The organism is Oceanicaulis sp. (assembly GCF_051859625.1).
Taxonomy (GTDB): Bacteria; Pseudomonadota; Alphaproteobacteria; order Caulobacterales; family Maricaulaceae; genus Oceanicaulis.
In genome coordinates this window covers 780279-796805 of the sequence record NZ_JBHYFH010000001.1, presented here as the reverse complement: position 1 = coordinate 796805, position 16527 = coordinate 780279, and the positions used below count along the sequence as shown (strand labels likewise).

Annotated in this window: 15 protein-coding genes; 10 read left to right on the top strand and 5 right to left on the bottom strand. The window is 62.5% G+C overall.

Annotated features, from left to right (window positions below):
* Position 1: 1 nt before the first annotated feature.
* Complete coding sequence (locus tag ACTIGF_RS03780) at positions 2–469, top strand: hypothetical protein (RefSeq protein WP_439635600.1); 468 nt, start codon at positions 2–4, stop codon at positions 467–469.
* Here ACTIGF_RS03780 and cydC read toward each other — a convergent pair.
* Together cydC and cydD are read right to left on the bottom strand one after the other, a co-directional pair.
* Entirely contained in the window at positions 466–2193 is a 1728-nt protein-coding gene (gene cydC / locus ACTIGF_RS03775; RefSeq protein WP_439635599.1) for a thiol reductant ABC exporter subunit CydC, read from the bottom strand. The two genes, ACTIGF_RS03780 and cydC, sit on opposite strands and share 4 nt — an antisense overlap.
* Entirely contained in the window at positions 2190–3923 is a 1734-nt protein-coding gene (cydD, locus tag ACTIGF_RS03770) for a thiol reductant ABC exporter subunit CydD (RefSeq protein WP_439635598.1), read from the bottom strand. Before cydD ends, cydC begins: the two co-directional genes overlap by 4 nt.
* Before the next feature lie 161 nt (positions 3924–4084).
* On the opposite strand from cydD, the gene ACTIGF_RS03765 reads away from it, so the two are divergent.
* From ACTIGF_RS03765 to cydX, 3 genes are read left to right on the top strand one after another with little or no spacing between them, the layout of a single operon-like run.
* Positions 4085–5662 (top strand): cytochrome ubiquinol oxidase subunit I, encoded by a 1578-nt coding sequence (locus ACTIGF_RS03765; protein WP_439635597.1) that lies wholly within the window; start codon positions 4085–4087, stop codon positions 5660–5662.
* Positions 5663–5674: 12 nt separating this feature from the next.
* Positions 5675–6820, top strand: a complete 1146-nt coding sequence (gene cydB / locus ACTIGF_RS03760; RefSeq protein ID WP_439635596.1) for a cytochrome d ubiquinol oxidase subunit II — start codon at positions 5675–5677, stop codon at positions 6818–6820.
* Positions 6821–6839: 19 nt separating this feature from the next.
* The gene (gene cydX, locus ACTIGF_RS03755) at positions 6840–6965 is read left to right on the top strand and encodes a cytochrome bd-I oxidase subunit CydX (protein ID WP_375548302.1); all 126 of its coding nucleotides are present in this window, start codon (positions 6840–6842) and stop codon (positions 6963–6965) included.
* A gap of 75 nt (positions 6966–7040) precedes the next feature.
* On the opposite strand, the gene ACTIGF_RS03750 is transcribed toward cydX, so the two are convergent.
* The gene (locus ACTIGF_RS03750) at positions 7041–7694 is read right to left on the bottom strand and encodes a helix-turn-helix domain-containing protein (RefSeq protein WP_439635595.1); all 654 of its coding nucleotides are present in this window, start codon (positions 7692–7694) and stop codon (positions 7041–7043) included.
* 220 nt (positions 7695–7914) lie between these two features.
* Between ACTIGF_RS03750 and ACTIGF_RS03745 the strand changes: the two genes are divergently transcribed.
* The 6 genes from ACTIGF_RS03745 to pgeF all read left to right on the top strand — a co-directional run bounded on the left by ACTIGF_RS03745 (position 7915) and on the right by pgeF (position 13925).
* Entirely contained in the window at positions 7915–9729 is a 1815-nt protein-coding gene (locus tag ACTIGF_RS03745; protein WP_439635594.1) for a long-chain-acyl-CoA synthetase, read from the top strand.
* Positions 9730–9731: 2 nt separating this feature from the next.
* The gene (locus ACTIGF_RS03740; protein ID WP_439635593.1) at positions 9732–10313 is read left to right on the top strand and encodes a DUF924 family protein; all 582 of its coding nucleotides are present in this window, start codon (positions 9732–9734) and stop codon (positions 10311–10313) included.
* Between the two features lie 127 nt (positions 10314–10440).
* Positions 10441–10671, top strand: coding sequence for a hypothetical protein (locus ACTIGF_RS03735; protein ID WP_439635592.1), 231 nt, complete (start codon positions 10441–10443; stop codon positions 10669–10671).
* 60 nt (positions 10672–10731) lie between these two features.
* Positions 10732–11658, top strand: coding sequence for an alpha/beta hydrolase (locus tag ACTIGF_RS03730; RefSeq protein WP_439635591.1), 927 nt, complete (start codon positions 10732–10734; stop codon positions 11656–11658).
* Positions 11659–11696: 38 nt separating this feature from the next.
* Positions 11697–13139 carry a protein adenylyltransferase SelO family protein gene (locus tag ACTIGF_RS03725; RefSeq protein WP_439635590.1) on the top strand — a complete coding sequence of 481 codons (1443 nt, stop codon included), beginning with the start codon at positions 11697–11699 and terminating at the stop codon, positions 13137–13139.
* A 3-nt stretch (positions 13140–13142) separates the two neighbouring features.
* A complete protein-coding gene (pgeF, locus tag ACTIGF_RS03720; RefSeq protein WP_439635589.1) occupies positions 13143–13925 on the top strand; it encodes a peptidoglycan editing factor PgeF in 783 nt (260 codons plus the stop codon).
* Here the strand turns inward: pgeF and ACTIGF_RS03715 are convergent.
* Positions 13922–15082: an acetate/propionate family kinase gene (locus ACTIGF_RS03715; protein ID WP_439635588.1), complete on the bottom strand. Its 1161-nt coding sequence runs from the start codon at positions 15080–15082 to the stop codon at positions 13922–13924. The genes pgeF and ACTIGF_RS03715 overlap by 4 nt on opposite strands.
* Complete coding sequence (locus tag ACTIGF_RS03710) at positions 15079–16509, bottom strand: bifunctional enoyl-CoA hydratase/phosphate acetyltransferase (protein ID WP_439635587.1); 1431 nt, start codon at positions 16507–16509, stop codon at positions 15079–15081. The genes ACTIGF_RS03715 and ACTIGF_RS03710 overlap by 4 nt, the downstream gene beginning before the upstream one ends.
* Between the last annotated feature and the right edge of the window lie 18 nt (positions 16510–16527).

The following is a 16527-nucleotide window of genomic DNA, read 5'->3' as shown; positions in this document are numbered from 1 at the left end:
CATGAGCGGCGTGCAAAAACAGGTTGAGCGGGTCAAGGCGCTGGGATTCACAGGGCGCGACGTTCGCCACATCGCAGTTTACGTCGACCCGTCTATCAAGGACGTCGACGGAGAGCTCGTTCAGACCTACAGCGCTTATGTGGGTGAGCGAGACGGCAATTTCTTCATCGATTTTCCCACGGACATGATCTTTGTCGTCATGACTGACGGTTGGGAATTCGAGCGCTTTGAGCTGGACGGCGAGACCTGGGACGGCATCGCCGTGATGCCGGAAGGCACTGACTTTGAGGTCCGCTTCGGTGATGAAGGCCGGCAGAGTGTCGTTGTTTACGATAAATGCCAGTGCTTTTTCACGTACCGCTATCAGATCGTTCTGCGAAATCAGCAGACTGGCGAACGTGTCGTAGTTGACCCCGGCGTCGGCAATGGCGACCGTCCCGATCCGCCTCCTCTGCCGCCTCCACCCTAGGCGTTGGGGAAGAGCCGTCTGAACACCGGGCTCGACTGTCTCACGCTTTGAACGGGTCCCTCTGCGGCGATCTCGCCTTGATCCAGAACGGCGACCTGATAGGCCCGCTCCAGCAGCCGTGCGCGATGGGTGACGATTAGCGCGCTACGGCGCGCATCCTCATCCAGCCAGTCATCCAGCGCGTTCAGGAAGTCGGTTTCCGTGCCCGCGTCGAGCCCTTCTGTGGGTTCGTCGAGCAAGAGCACCGGTGCGTTCTTGACGAAGGCGCGCGCCAAAGCGATCCGGCGCGCCTGCCCGCCGGACACCAGACCGCCCAGCTCGCCCGTCCAGCTTGTCAGCCCGTCTGGAAGCTTGCGCACGAAATCCGCCGCGCGCGCCCGTTCAAGCGCATGCCAGAGTTCGTCTTCGCTCGCCTCTGGATTCGCCAGGCGCAAATTGGCGCGAATGGTGGTCGACAGCAGCTCTGCGCGTTGATCAACCAGCGCAAAGCGGCTGCGCGTGTCTGAAATGGCCAGTGCATCAAGCGCTGCGCCGCCCAAGCGGATCTCGCCTGATTGCGGCGCGTAAAAGCGCATCAGGAGTTTGATCAGGCTGGATTTGCCGGCGCCCGAGGCGCCAACGAGCGCCAGCCGACCGCCTTCGGGCAGGCTCAGACGGGCGTCGCGCAGCACGGGCGTGTCGGTATCAGGATAGCTGAAATTCACGCCCTCCAAGGCGATATCCCAGCGTTCGGGCAGGGGGGCGGGCGTGACAGGATCGGTGACGGCGGGGGAGATTTCCGTCAGCGCCTTCAGCCGCCGGGCGGAGGCCGTGGTCTTGCCGTAAAGCTCTGCGGCCTGAACCAAGGGCGCGGCGGCTTCAAAGAGCGCAAAGGCGACAAAGCCCGCCAATGCCGAGACAGGCGCTGCGGCGCCTGACGCCGCCGCCAGGCCGAAGCCGAGCACGAAGCTGGCGGGTGCGGACAGTGCAAGGAGCGCGCTGTTGAACATGGAAATCCGCGCGATGTCGCGCTGGGCGGCGACACATTTGGCGTTGGACTGTTCGAGATGGGCGATGATGCGCTGCTCGGCCCCATAGGCTTTCAGCTCCGCCAGCCCGGAGACCAAATCCCCGGCGTCGGCGCGCATCGTGCTGGCGTTGTGCGTCAGGGCTTCGCCGGCCTTGCCTGCAGTCTTCGCGACGCGCAGCGGCAAGACCACGCTCGCCAGAACGAACACGCCCAAGACCCCCGGCAGCGCCGCCGGCGCCAGAAACGCCAACAAGACACTCGTGAACAAGGCGCCCGCGAGCGCGGCCGTGACCGGCGTGACAAAGCGCAGATACAGCGCGTCCAGCGCGTCCACATCCTGGGTGACGCGAGAGAGCAAATCCCCGCCGCGAATACGGCCCAGACGGGCTGGAGCCAGCGGAGCAGCGGTTTCAAACACCCAAAGACGCAGGCGCGACAGAATCCTGAAGGTCGCCTCATGGGTGACCATGCGTTCGGCATAGCGTCCGACTGTGCGGCCCAATGCGAAGCCGCGGACACCGCCGGAGGCGAACAGGTAATTGAAAGCCCGACCGGCGCCCGCCAGTCCCGCGACCGCCGAAGCGGTGATGAACCAGCCTGATAACGAGAGCAGACCGATGCCGGCCAAGAGCGTCAGAGCGGACAGAGCGGCGCCCAGTCTGAGCCACCAACGGTCCGGGCGCGCCAGGGCGAGAAAGAAGCGGAGATCCTTCATGATGCGCCCTCGGTCTCCAGCATGATCACCTGATCTGCGGCATCGCGTACGGCGGGGCTGTGGGTGGCGATGATCACGGTGCGGCCTTCACTGATACGCTTGAGCGCGGCGAGGAAGCGCGCTTCCGCTTCGCCGTCCAGATGGGCTGTGGGTTCATCCAGCAGCACAATTTTCATATCCACCGCCCAGGCGCGCGCCAGCGCCAGCCTTTGCGCCTGGCCACCGGACAGGCCGTAACCCTGATCACCGACCTGGGTATGAAGTCCGTCAGGAAAGCTGGCGGCGAAATCCATGACCCCGGCGGTGTCTGCCGCGCTTTGGACGCGTTCGACAGGCAGTGAGCGATCAAACAGGCTGATATTGTCAATCAGGCTTCCGAAAAACACATGGGGGCGCTGCGCGATCCAGGCGGCCTGTCCGATCAGCGGCGCTTTGAGTTCATCGCCATCCACAAAAACCTGGCCATCTGTATGCGGCGCATAGCCCATCAGGAGTTTCAACGCCGTGGACTTTCCGACACCGGACGGTCCCCACAGGGCGGTGATTTTACCCGCTGGCGCTTCAAAGCTGAGCGGGGCGAGCCCCAAGCGACCATCGGGATAGACAGAGCCAGCCTGGACAAATCTGATTGCGGGCGGCGTGCCTTTAGGTTTTGCGGCGGCGGTCGCGGGGGGAAGGGTCTGCTGTGTGGGCTGGCTTTCGCTGTCCCCCTCAGCGTCAGTCATGAACGGAGCGAGTGCTTCCGCCCCGGCTTCCGCGTCAGCCCGGTCGTGATAGGCCGCCGACAAGCGCCGCAAGGGCATGTAAAATTCCGGCGCCAGGATCAGACAGAACAGTCCGGTCTGAAGCGTGATGGTTTCGCCCGTGCTGAACGGCATCTCGCCCAGCAGCGAAAACCCGATATAGATCGCGGACCCTGCAACTGAGAGCGCCGCAAAAAACTCCAGCACGCCAGACGACAGAAACGCCATCGCCAGCACTTTCATCGTGCGTCGGCGAAAATCTTCGGACGCCTGGGCCAGGCCGTCGCGCTCGCGTTCCACCGCGTTGAAGGCGTTCAGGGTTTCCAGGGCGCGCAGACGGTCGTTGAACCGTCCCGCCAGACGTTGCAGCGTCGTGAGCTGGTCCTTGGACGCCGCCGCTGCGCCCGCGCCCACCAGCGCCATGAAGACAATCAGCAAGGGCGCGGTGATCAGGAAAATCAGGCCGACGATATAGCTGGCGCTGAACGCCGCCGCCATGATGATCAAGGGACCGGCCATGACCACGCCCATCAAAGGGCGATAGCGGCCATAATAGCCATCAAGCTTGTCCACGGCGTCAATCAGCGCGGAGGTGGTCTCCCCCGAATCAAAGCGTTCCGTATAGCCCGGCCCAAGGGCTGCGAGCTTTCTGGCCGCCAGGGCGCGCACGGTCTGGCGCACTTTCAGGCTGGCTTCGACGCCGGTGCGGGTTTCAGCGGCCTGACAGGCCGCCCGTAGGCCTGCACATGCCAAAGCCAGGATCAGACCGGGCCAGATTGAGTCGTTATTGACCAGGGCGCTGACCGCCCAGGCAGCGCCCCAGGCGAAGCCGACAAAGACCGCGTACTGGGCCGCGCCGAAGACCATGCTTTGACGGGTCAAAGCGGTCGCGGACTCGCCCCATGCTTTCAGCAAGGCGCCGAGCTCGGCCTTGCGGGCTTTGCTGGCGGCTTTTTCGGCGTCGGCTGACAATTCAGAAGTGCTCATGGCCTGCGACATACACGCCCTTGCCCGGTTTTGACTGCGGCGCCTCGTCCCATGCGACACCTTGCAGACGATACAAACTAACGTTTCTGCCTGATAAAGGCGGCCAATGCGCTTTCGGGCGTACTCATTTAACGACTGCTTTTAAAGCATTGGAGAGTGAAATGGTCGACATGACCGTTGTGGAGCTATCGCGGTGGCAGTTTGCGCTGACCGCGATGTATCACTTCCTCTTTGTACCGCTCACGCTTGGGCTGTCCATCATACTCGCCATCATGGAGAGCGTTTATGTGATGACAGGCCGGCAGGTCTGGCGGGACATGACGAAGTTCTGGGGCACGCTGTTCGGCATCAACTTTGTGCTGGGCGTGTCCACCGGCATCACCATGGAATTCCAGTTCGGCATGAACTGGTCGTACTACTCGCACTATGTGGGCGATATTTTCGGGGCGCCGCTGGCGATCGAGGGCCTGATGGCCTTCTTCCTGGAAGCCACATTGGTGGGCTTGTTCTTCTTTGGCTGGGACAGGATGAGCAAGCGGGGGCACCTGGCCGCCACCTGGCTGATGGCGCTGGGCACCAATCTTTCGGCGCTGTGGATTCTGATCGCCAATGGCTGGATGCAGAACCCGGTGGGCTCTGAATTCAATCCCGAGACCATGCGTATGGAAGTCACCGACTTCATGGCGGTGCTGTTCAATCCGGTCGCGCAGGCGAAGTTCGTTCACACCGTGTCCGCCGGTTATGTCACGGGCGCCCTGTTCGTTCTGGCCATTTCAGCGTTCTTCTTGCTCAACCGCCGTTTTGTGGGCTTCGCCAAGCGCTCGATGACGGTCGCCGCCGCGTTTGGTCTGGCGAGCGCCTTGTCAGTTGTGGTGCTGGGTGATGAGAGCGGTTACGCGCTGACCGACAACCAGAAAATGAAGCTCGCGGCGCTTGAGGCCATGTGGCACACCGAACCCGCTCCGGCCCCCTTGACGCTGGTGGGTTTTCCCAATCGTGAAACTCATGAGACCGAGCACGCCATCAGCATCCCTTGGGTGCTGGGGCTGATCTCCACCCGCTCTCTGGATGGCCAGGTTGAAGGCATTCTGCCGCTGGTCGAGCATGCGGAAACCCGCATCGAGAACGGCGTCCTCGCTTACGACGCCATGATGCAATTGCGTGAGGACCCGGAGAATGCAGACGCCCAGGCGCAGTTTGACAGCGCTCGGGATGATCTGGGCTACGCGATGCTGTTGCGGCGCTATGTGGCTGACCCGCGCGATGCGGGGCCGGACCTGATCGCGCAAGCGGCGATGGACACGGTGCCGAATGTGGCGGTGATGTTCTGGAGCTTCCGCTTCATGGCGGGCTTGGGCTTTTACTTCATCGCCCTGTTCGGGACGGCCTTTGTGCTCAGCTCGTTGCGAAAGCATGAAACCCGCTGGTTCCTGAAATTGGCGCTGGTCTCTCTGCCGCTGCCTTGGGTGGCTGCGGAATTGGGCTGGTTGTTGGCGGAATATGGCCGTCAGCCCTGGATCATCGAAGGCGTTCTGCCGACCTTTGAAGGCGTTTCGAGCCTGAACCCCGCGCAAATGATAACGACGATCGTCGGTTTCACCGCGCTCTATGGCGCGCTGGCGGTCGTGGAAGTCACCTTGATGATAAAATATGTCCGCAAGGGTCCGTATCCCGACGGCCCGTCACGCGGCGCATCCCACAAGCCTGAAGGCGGGTTCGCCCCGCTGCCGGCCGAATAGGGAGGATGGATCATGGAAATTCCTCTGTCATATGAACTCTTGCGTGTGATCTGGTGGGCGCTTCTGGGCGTTCTGCTGATCGGTTTCGCGATCACGGACGGCTTTGATCTGGGTGTGGCGGGGCTCTTGCCCTTTGTCGCCCGCACAGACGCCGAGCGCCGGCTGGCGATCAATACCGTCGGGCCGACCTGGGAAGGCAATCAGGTCTGGCTGATCCTGGGGGGCGGCGCCATTTTCGCCGCCTGGCCGCTGGTCTACGCCGTCTCTTTCTCATCGTTCTATCTGGCGATGTTCGTCGTGCTGGCGTCGCTGATCCTGCGGCCTGTGGCGTTCAAATACCGCTCCAAGCGAGAGGATCCGCGCTGGCGCCGCTTCTGGGACTGGGCGCTGTTCACAGGCGGTTTCGTGCCGGCGCTGATCTTCGGCGTCGCGGTGGGCAATGTGCTGGTCGGCGCGCCGTTCCGGATGAATGACGACATGCGCATTTTCTGGGACGGATCGTTCTTCGGGCTGCTCAACCCCTTCGCCCTGTTGTGTGGTCTGTTGAGCGTGACCATGCTGTTCCTGCATGGGGCGGCCTGGTTGTCGATGAAGACGGAATACGGCGTCGTCCGGGATCGGGCGCGCGCTTATGCGCCGATTTTCGCGTTCGCCTCAATCGTTCTGTTTGCTCTGGCGGGCGCCTGGGTGGCGTTTGGGGATCTGGGCTATCAGGTCACCAATACGGTCGCCGCTGACGGGCCTTCGAACCCGAGATTCACTGATACGGTGCGTGAAAGCGGCGCCTGGTTGTCCAATTACGGCCGGTATCCGTGGATGGTGATCGCGCCCGTGCTCGGCTTTGGCGGGGCGGCTTTGGCGCTGTTCGGACTGCGCTCCAACTCCGAGGCGCTGACCTTTATCGGCTCCAAGCTGTCAGTGGTGGGCATCATCTCGACAGTGGGCTTGTCGATGTTCCCGTTCATCCTGCCGTCCAGCGTGGATCCCAACGCCTCGCTGACGGTCTGGAACGCATCGTCCAGCCATACGACCTTGTTCGTGATGCTGATTGTAACCGCCGTCTTGTTGCCGATCGTGCTGGCCTACACCGCCTGGGCGTTCAAGGTGATGTGGGGGCGGGTGACCACCGAGGCGGTCGCCAAAGGCGATTATTACTGAGTCCGAGGAGAGACAAGCAATGTGGTATTTTACCTGGGTCCTGGGTTTGGGGCTGGCCTGCACCTTCGCCATTCTCAACGCCATGTGGCACGAGCTTTCGCTGAGCGATACCGGAGACACCGGCAGCTCGGATGAAGCCTTCTAGCGCTTTGGGCGCTGCTGAATACAAAACAGCCCGGACCGCAAGGTCCGGGCTGTTTTGCATGCAGAGTGGGAGGGGTCAGGCCGCTGCGGTGTCGTTGGCGGCGCTAGGCGCATCGTCCGCCTCGTCATCGGCGAAGGTGCGCACCTTGATGGGACCGCCCCAGTCTTTCAGAAGCTGTTGTTTTTCTTCTGCGGTGATCTGCACGTGCGCGCCATGCAGATACCAGCGGCCGGCATCATCGCGCACGGGGATTTCGGTTGTGCGCCAGTGAGACACCGGTTCACCTTCGTAATCATACGTCCAGGTCACCTGCATGGAGGCGATACGACCGGAGAAGGCGCCGAGGTCCAAAAAGGCGTCAAGGATCTCGATCACGTCCGAGTTCTTGGATTCAAGAACTTCACCGGGGGTGAGGAGATGGAAAGGTGCTCCATGATCGCGCAGCGCTTCACTGACCGTGTCCACATGGACCTTGCCGTCGATCTCAGCGAGCATGCTGATCAGGTGCGGCGAATGGCTGATCGTGGTGCGAAAGTGTTCAAACAGCGGCCTGTGTTCAGGCTCCTGCAGCAGGCGCTCGAGTTTGGTTTCCAATTGTGTGGATGGCGACGCCGTAGAGTTTTCCAGTCTCGAGACATAGGCTTGGCTGACGCCGAGCAGATGAGCTGCAGCCTCCTGTTTCAGACCGGTGCGTTGGCGGAAAGCTCTGAGCTCTTTTCCCCAATTCATGATTTTAGACCCATTCAATTGTTCGGAGCACTATGGTGCGTTTATTGAATCTGACTCAGTGATTTATCCGGTCATATTCCCAATAGTGCTGCACTGCAACGCATTCGCGGTTGAAAAATGCGCCCCTCACCTGCCGAGCTGAACTTGACCGGACGTTTTGCAGCCGTACTGTCGCCCCAACAAAGCCGCCAAACGTGCGGCTACGAGGGAGGACAGTGCTATGGGCTTATGGTCGGCGATCCGTCGCGAGTGGTTTTATACGACGCAATTGGCGCGCATGTTGGGCGCCTTGAAGAAAATCACTCCGGATTCTGACTATCTGACCCCGGACCTGTTTGAAGACAGCGTCGACAAGCACCAGCAGCGCACGGCCTTCATCACTGAGAGCGGCGTCGAGATCAGTTACGCCCAGTTTGACCGCTATGCGAACCGGGTCGCCTATTGGGCGCTGGCCCAGGGCCTGAAGCCGGGTGATACGGTTGCGCTCTACATGGCCAATCGCTGGGAATATGTGGCGATCTGGTACGGCCTGTCCAAGGTCGGCATCATGGCCGCGCTTCTCAACAACCAGATCACAGGGCACTCGCTGGCCCATTGCATCAATGTGTCGGGCGCCAATCATGTGATCGTCGAAGGCGACATGGCCGAAGCGTATGAAAGCGCTTGCAAACTGATCGACTGCGCGATGACGCCCTGGGTCAGCGACGGCGCCCAGGCCAAGGCGCCCGGCGGCAAGGATTTCGATGCGGCCCTGTCCGGCCAGTCCGATGTGCGTCCGGATCGCTCCCATCGCGCCCAGTACACCGCCAAAGATCCGTGCATGAAAATGTATACGTCGGGGACGACCGGCCTGCCCAAGGCGGCGATCGTGGCGCATACGCGTGCGCTGTATTACCTGCAGGTCTTCGGCGTCTCCGGCCATGCCAGCAAGGACGACCGGATGATGATGGTGCTGCCCATGTATCACGCCACCGGTGGTCTGTGCGGGGTTGGCGCGGCGCTGTCTTTTGGCGGCGCGGTGATCGTGCGCAAGAAATTCTCCGCCACGCGCTTCTGGCAGGACGCCACCGAAACCGGCGCGACCATGCTGATGTATGTGGGCGAACTGTGCCGCTTCCTGGTCGCGACCGAACCCAATGAATGGGAAAAGAAACACAAAATTCGCATCGCCATCGGCAATGGTCTGCGTCCGGATGTCTGGCCGCGCTTTGTGGAGCGGTCCGGCATTCCGCGGATCATGGAGTTTTATGGTGCGACGGAAGGCAATGTGGGCCTGATCAATCTGGACTCAAAGCAAGGCGCGATCGGTCGTGTCCCGCCGCATCTGTCCAAGCGTTTCAATATCAAGCTTGTCCAGTTCGACATGGACGAGGAAGCCCCGGTCCGGGACGCCAACGGTCATTGCATCGAGTGCAAGCCTGGCGAAGTCGGCGAGGCGATTGGCGAGATTCGCGCCGATGACGCGCGCTATCGCTTTGACGGCTATGGGGATGAAGAAGCCACGAAGAAGAAGATCCTGCGCGACGTTTTTGATGACGGCGATGTCTATTTCCGCACCGGCGATCTGATGAAGCGCGACGCGCAGGGCTATTTCTACTTCGTCGACCGGGTGGGCGACACCTTCCGCTGGAAGTCGGAAAACGTCTCCACCAATGAAGTCGCGGAAGTGTTCGGCACGCACGAGAAAGTCGTTCAGGCCAATGTCTATGGCGTGGAAGTAGCTGATTATTCGGGTAAGGCCGGGATGGTCGCTCTGGTGGCTGAAGACGGGCTGGATCTCAAGTCTCTGCATGCGCATGTGACCAAGGAGCTGCCGCATTTTGCACGCCCGCTCTTTATTCGCCTCACCAAAGGCACTCAGGACGAAAACACCACCGGCACCTTCAAATTGAAGAAGACCGATCTGGTCAAGCAGGGCTGGGACCCGGATGTCATCCCGGAACCGGTGTACTTTGATGACCCCGATGCGGGGGAATATGTGCCGCTGACCGCGGAGATCCGCGCCCAGATCATCTCGGGCGAAAAACGGGTCTGATCATGGTGTTGCTGCCGGAGGACGTCCTCGACTTCTGGTTCGATCAGGCCGGTCCCAAAGCCTGGTTCTCGGTGGATGCGGCCTTTGACGCCCGTGTCCGCCGGATGCTGGGCCCGGCCTGTCACAGCTTTCTACAGACCCGGTCCGTGCTCGATCATCCCTGGATGGTCGAGCCCGACAGCGCACTCGCGCTGGTGATCGTGCTCGATCAGGCGCCGCGCAATGTCTGGCGCGGTTCGAACGCCGCGTTCAAGCTGGACCCGCTGGCGCGTGAAGCCGCCATGGCGATGCTGGAGGCGGGGTTTGACTGGGCCTTGCCAAAAGAGCGCCGGGCCTTTGTCTACTTGCCGTTCTCGCATTCTGAAGACATCGAGGATCAGGCCTTGGCGGTTGTGATGTGCGAGGAACGGTTGGGACCGGACAGCGAGAACACGCGCCATGCCCGCGCGCATATGGATGTGGTCGCGCGCTTCGGCCGGTTCCCACATCGCAACGCCGTTCTGGGGCGCACGCCGCGCGCCGAAGAGGTCCGGTTTCTGGAAGAGGGCGGATACGCCCCCGGCTCGAAACGCTCGGCAAAATAATCCCAAGGGCAGTCCTGACTCAGCGCTCGTCTTGCGATCTTGATCTAACCAATTGATTTATTGGAGGTTGGATTCGGCAGGCGCTTTGCAAGACGGGCGATAAGTCTTGTCTCAGGAGCCCTCGTCCATGTCCGCCCAACGCCAGTCCCGCATCACGCCGCTCGATATTCGCGCCATCGCCTTCACCTTGGTGGACCGCCATGGAGACCAGGCGCTGAACTATGCTGATCTTGCGGTGACCGAGCTTGAAGAAAAGGGCGAGGACGAAAGCGCCAACGCCTGGCGGGTTCTGCGTTGGGAAATCCAGGATGCGCTGGCCGGCGTCATCGGTCGTGAAAGCCCGATCCAGATGCAATAATCGGTGTCGGTCATGGGAGTTTGTCTTGCCATGCTGCACGCGCTCAGACAGCTTTAAGCCATGAGCGACCCTTCTCTCTTCGACACCTGGATCAGCCAGGCCGGACTGAACGATCTGTTCAATCCTCAGAAAACCGTCCCCGCCATGCGCGACGCCATGGCGCGGATGGAAGAATTGGTGGAGGTCGCGCCGCCTCCGGTCGAAGCCATCCATGATATCGAGATCGCTGGCGGCGCAGACGCGCGCCCGGCGCGCGTGTATCTGCCCTATGGCGCGCAGCCGGAGAGCGGGCCGGGGCTGATTTTCTATCATGGCGGCGGGTTCATGGTGGGATCGCTCAAATCGCATGATCCGTTGTGCCGCCGTCTTGCGGCGGTGTCGGGCGTGCGCATCTGTTCGGTCGATTATCGCCTCGCGCCCGAACATCCTTTTCCTGCCGCGGTCGATGACGCCTTCGCTGCGATGGACGCGGCGCTTGCCGGCGATCTGGCGGAATACGGCTTTGATGCTGATCGTCTCGCGGTCGGCGGGGATTCTGCTGGCGGAAATCTGGCGGCGAGCGTGGCGCGTGAACGCCGCGACCAGCTGCACTACCAGCTGTTGCTCTATCCATTGATGCAGCTGTTGCAGACCAAGAAAAATCGTCCGCGCTGGCAGGAAGGTCCTTTGCTGTCAGAGTTCACGCTCGAAGAGATCCGCAAGCATTACATCGCCAGCGCCGATCCGGCCGATGTTCGGATTTCGCCGCTGCTGGCGGACGATCTGCAGGGTTTGCCGCCCGCCTATATCCTGGCCGCCGAGATGGACCCGCTGCTTGATGAGGGCGCGGCCTATCGGGATCGGCTGACAGCCTCGGGCGTGCCGGTGGAATACAAGCTCTGGAAGACCGTGCCGCATGGCTTTTTGAACATGTCGCGCCTGTTTCCCGCCTGCATTTCGGCGATAGAGGCGTCCGCGCGCGCGCTCAGCAAGACCTTTGAGGCCTGAGCCTTGCCGATGGCGGGTGCATGTCTTAGCTCAACGCCATGAGTGAAGCACCCAGATACAAGCCCGATCCGCGTTTCGCCGCTTTGGGCGATGAATATTCAGATGCGGTGGAGCCCGCGGATTTCCCGCAGGCGCAATTGCGCTGGTGGAATGCGCGCTGGGCGCAGGCGGTTGGTCTGGAGGCGCTGGATGGGGCCGAACGCGAAGCGCACTTTCATCGCTTCGAGCCCTTAGCTGGCAATCAGACCGAGCCACGCGCCCTGCGCTATCACGGGCATCAGTTTCGCGTGTACAACCCGCAGATCGGCGACGGTCGGGGCTTTCTCTTCGCTCAGCTTCGTGACGGCCATGACCGTTTGCTGGATCTGGGAACCAAAGGCTCGGGTCAGACGCCGTATTCGCGCTCCGGCGATGGGCGTTTGACGCTCAAGGGCGCGGTGCGTGAAGTGCTGGCGTCTGAAATGCTGGAGGCTCTGGGCGTCTACACGTCCAAGACCTTTGCGATTTTCGAGACCGGCGAACAGCTTCACCGCGGCGATGAACCCTCCCCGACTCGCTCCGCCGTGATGACCCGGTTGCAGCATTCCCATCTGCGGTTCGGGGTGTTTCAGCGCCATGCCTATCATGACCGGCCCGACCTGATCTCTGAGCTGGTCGAGTACGCGATTGAAAACCTGGCGCCGGAAGCCGCGGACCTTGAGGGCGATCGTGCGACGGCCTTGCTGGAGGCGGTGGTGCGACGGTCGGCGACGCTGGCCGCGCAATGGATGGCGGCGGGGTTTGTTCACGGCGTTCTGAACACCGATAATCTGGTGGTCACTGGCGAGAGTTTTGATTACGGCCCCTGGCGTTTTCTGCCGTATTTCGAACCGGGCTTCACCGCCGCCTATTTTGACGAGCAGGGGCTGTACGCCTATGCGCGTCAGCCCGAGAGCGTGTTCTGGGCGCTTCAGCAACTGGCGGCGGCGCTGAGCCTTGTGGGCGAACGCGACGGCCTGATCCAGGCGCTGGAACGGTATCCTGAGCATTACAAACGCGAGATCACCCACGCCTTCCATCACCGGCTGGGCGTTGAAGCGCTGGGCGATGACAGTGACGGCGAACTGGTCAGCGGTCTTTTGAACGCCGGTCGCGAGCTTCAGATCCCGTTTGAAGCCATGTTTTTTGACTGGTTCGGCGGTGAGGCCTCGCGCGAGCGCGCGCTGCATTCAGACCGGTCAGGCCTGTATCGTCAGGACGCCTTCGCGCCCGTGATCGACGCGCTGAGCGCGCGGACGCCTATGCGGCCAGAGCGCTTGTCTCATTCCTATTTTCAGCGCGAGGATCCTGTCCATATGACCATTGATCATGTGGAAGCGCTCTGGGCGCCCATCGCCGCCGATGACGACTGGTCAGCGTTCGAGCAGACATTGGCGGATGTGAGCGAGGCTCGCCGCGCTTATGATCTGGGCCGGGACCGGGTCGGCTTTCTTTCGGAGTAGGGCATGCTGGATATCGTACGCGCGGACGGGTTTGGCGATGACCGCATCGCGCATGGCTTCACCACGCGGACCGGCGGGACCAGCACCGGTCCATACGCCAGCCTGAACCTGTCCTGGTCGCGCGGCGACGACAAGACCGCCGTCGAGGCCAATCGCGCCCGCGTGTCTCAGGCGTTCGGCGGCGCCCGGCTCGTCTTCGCCAATCAGGTTCATGGCGCGACCGTGCTGAAGGTGGACGCCGCCCCTGAAGACTGGTCCGCTGGCGAAGGCGATGCGCTGATCACCAACGTTCCCGGCCTCGCCTTGTGCGCCCAGACCGCTGATTGCACGCCGGTCTTGCTCTACGATGCGGAGAACGCCGCCATCGCCGCCATTCATGCCGGCTGGCGCGGCGTGATCGCCGAGGTCATTCCCGCGGCGATCAACGCCTTGAACCAAGCCTATGGCAGTCGCGCTGAGGCCTTGCAGGCTGTGATCGGCCCCGCCGTCGCTCCTGAAAACTACCGGGTCGGCCCCGAAGTGCTTGAGCAATTTGAGGCGCAGTTCGGTCCGCTTGATGACGCGATGGCTTTGCCGCGCGACAGCGAGGGCGGCGCCGGGCTGAACGTCTCTGAAGGCGCGCGGCGTCAGCTGCTTCGCGCCGGGGTGTCAGAAGACGCCATTCATTGGCTCAAGGCGTGCACCTTTGCGGACGCAGACCGGTTCTTCTCGTGCCGTCGCGCCGCGCGGGACGGCCATGCCGGTCATTTCGGCGGCCAGTGCGGCGTCATCATGCTGGCGGCTTAGGCCAAGAGCTCGACCATGGCGTCGGCGATCACCGCCTCTTCATCCGTCGGGATCATCCAGACATCGACACGGCTGTCCGCTGCGCTGATCCGGGCGGCGTCGCCATGGGCCGCCTGATTGGCGCCCTCGTTGATGGCGAGACCAAGATACTCAAAGCCTGAACAGATACGCTTGCGCAGGGAGTGCGCGTTCTCACCCACACCGCCCGCGAACACCAGCGCATCAAGACCTTCCAGCACGCCGGTCAAAGCCCCGATTTCCCGGCGGCAGCGAAAGACGAAATAGTCGAGCGCCTGGGCCGCCTCTTGGGTGTCGCTGGCTTCCAGCACGCGTATGTCGCCGGACAGCCCCGACAGGCCTTTCAACCCGCTCTGCTTGTACAAGAGCTCTGTCAGGTCGGCGGCGTCCATGCCTTCAGTCTCCATCAGGTGCAACAGGACGCCGGGATCGATCTGACCGCATCGCGTCGCCATGGGCAGTCCGTCGAGCGCGGAAAACCCCATGGTTGAGCCGATGGAGCGGCCGTCCTTGACCGCGCACATGGACGCCCCGGCGCCCAGATGCGCCAGGATCACCTTCTGCGGGCGTCCGCCGTCAGACACGTCATCCAGACGCCGTGTCAGCCATTGATAGGACAGACCGTGAAACCCGTACCGGCGCACGCCCTTGTCAAAATACTCCAGGGGCAGGGCGAAGGTGTCGTTCACCCATGGATGGGTGCGATGAAACGCGGTGTCGAAACATCCAATCTGGACGGCGCCGGGAAAGGCGCGCCGCGCCGCCTGCACGCCCGCCAGATTGTGCGGCTGGTGGAGTGGGGCGAGCGGGCTGAGCGCCGCCAACTCTGCTTCAACCTCTGAATTCAGGATCACAGGATCGGTGAAGCGGGTTCCCCCATGCACGATACGGTGTCCGACGCCGCGCACATGGTCGTCGATTTCATCGGCCAGGATGTCGAGCGCCGCCGCCATGGCGCCGCCATGATCGGCTGCGGCCGGGACAGCTTGCGTTTCTTCAGCGCCGTTTCTTTTCAAGGTCAGCTGCATGGCTTCGCCGACACCGTCGATATGCCCGGTGAGCTGACGGTTCTGGCCATTGGCGGTGAAGACGGCGAATTTGAGCGAGGACGAGCCCGCATTCAGCACCACAAGGCTCATTGTGCGGCCTCTGGCACGGATTGAGTGAGGGCGGGCGCGGGATGACCGGTCTTGAGCCATTGGGCGTGCAGCGCCGCCACCGCGCAGGACATCAGGCGCGAGAACTCAGAATCCGCCCGGCTGGTCAGGATCACGGGGGCTGCCGCGCCCAGCACCACGCCGGCGCTTTCCGCGCGCGCTACAAATGTCAGCTCCTTGGCCAGCATGTTGCCCGCCTCCAGATTGGGCGCGACCAATATATCGGCGCGGCCTGCGACAGCGCCCGTCAGCCCCTTCACCCGCGCCGCTTCCAGATCCACGGCGTTGTCCATGGCCAGCGGCCCGTCCACCAGGCCGCCGGTGATCTGGCCACGATCGGCCATTTTAGACAGGGCGGCGGCGTCGAGCGTCGAGGGCAGGGCCGGATTGATGGTCTCCACCGCTGACAGGATGCCGGCCTTGGGCAGCGCAATGCCCAGAGCGCGCGCCAGGTCGATGGCGTTCTGGGTGATGTCGGCCTTGGCCGACAGGTCCGGCGCGATGTTCACCGCCGCATCCGTGACCAGCAAAAGCTTGTCATGGGCGGGCACGTCCATGACGAACACATGGGACAGGCGGCGTTCGGTGCGCAGGCCATGGCTGCGGTTCAGCACGGCGCGCAGCAAGGTGTCGGTATGAAGGTGTCCCTTCATCAGGCTTTGCGCCTGCCCGTCCGCCACCAGCTTGCAGGCGAGCGCCGCTGCGCTTTGGGCGTCCGGCGCCGCTTCAATCAGGACGCCGTCAAGAGAGCGCCCGGCCGCTTGCGCGGCCTGGGCGATGGCGTCTGGATCGCCCACCAGTATCGGTGTGATCAAGTCGCGGTCCGCCGCCGCCATTGCGCCGGCTAACGCATCTTCACTTTGAGGGCAAACCACGGCTGTGACGGCAGGGGCGATATCGCTGCAGGCGGTCAGCAAGCGTTCGAAATGGCGGTGGCGCTGCACCATCAGGTCGGGCAGGTCATACGGGCCGAAATGACGTGACTGGCTGGGCGGGACCACGTCCAGTTCCGCACTCAAGGCGGGACCGTCCGGGCCGTCCACACTGGCGGAGAGGGTGACGTAATCCTTGTGCTTGGCGATGAGATGCACCCGAATCGCCACTTCGTCGCCGATGCGGACGGGGTCGCCGGTTTCAAAACGCCATGCGCGCTCGCGCGACCCTGGGCCGGGCAGGCGTTGGCCGACCACGGAAGAAATCAGGCTGGCGAGAAAGGCGGGCGGGCAAATCCCTTCGGGTTTGCCGTCGCCATCGCCATCTAGCTCGGGCAGGTGCAGCGGATTGAGATCGCCCGACGCGTGAGTATAGAACACCAACGCATTCGGCGTGATCCGGCGCACCTCTTCTGCGCTTTGCCCTACGCTCAGGGCGGATAGATCAAGACCCTGTCGGCCTGCTGTCTCGGTCATATCGCACTCCGTGTCTTT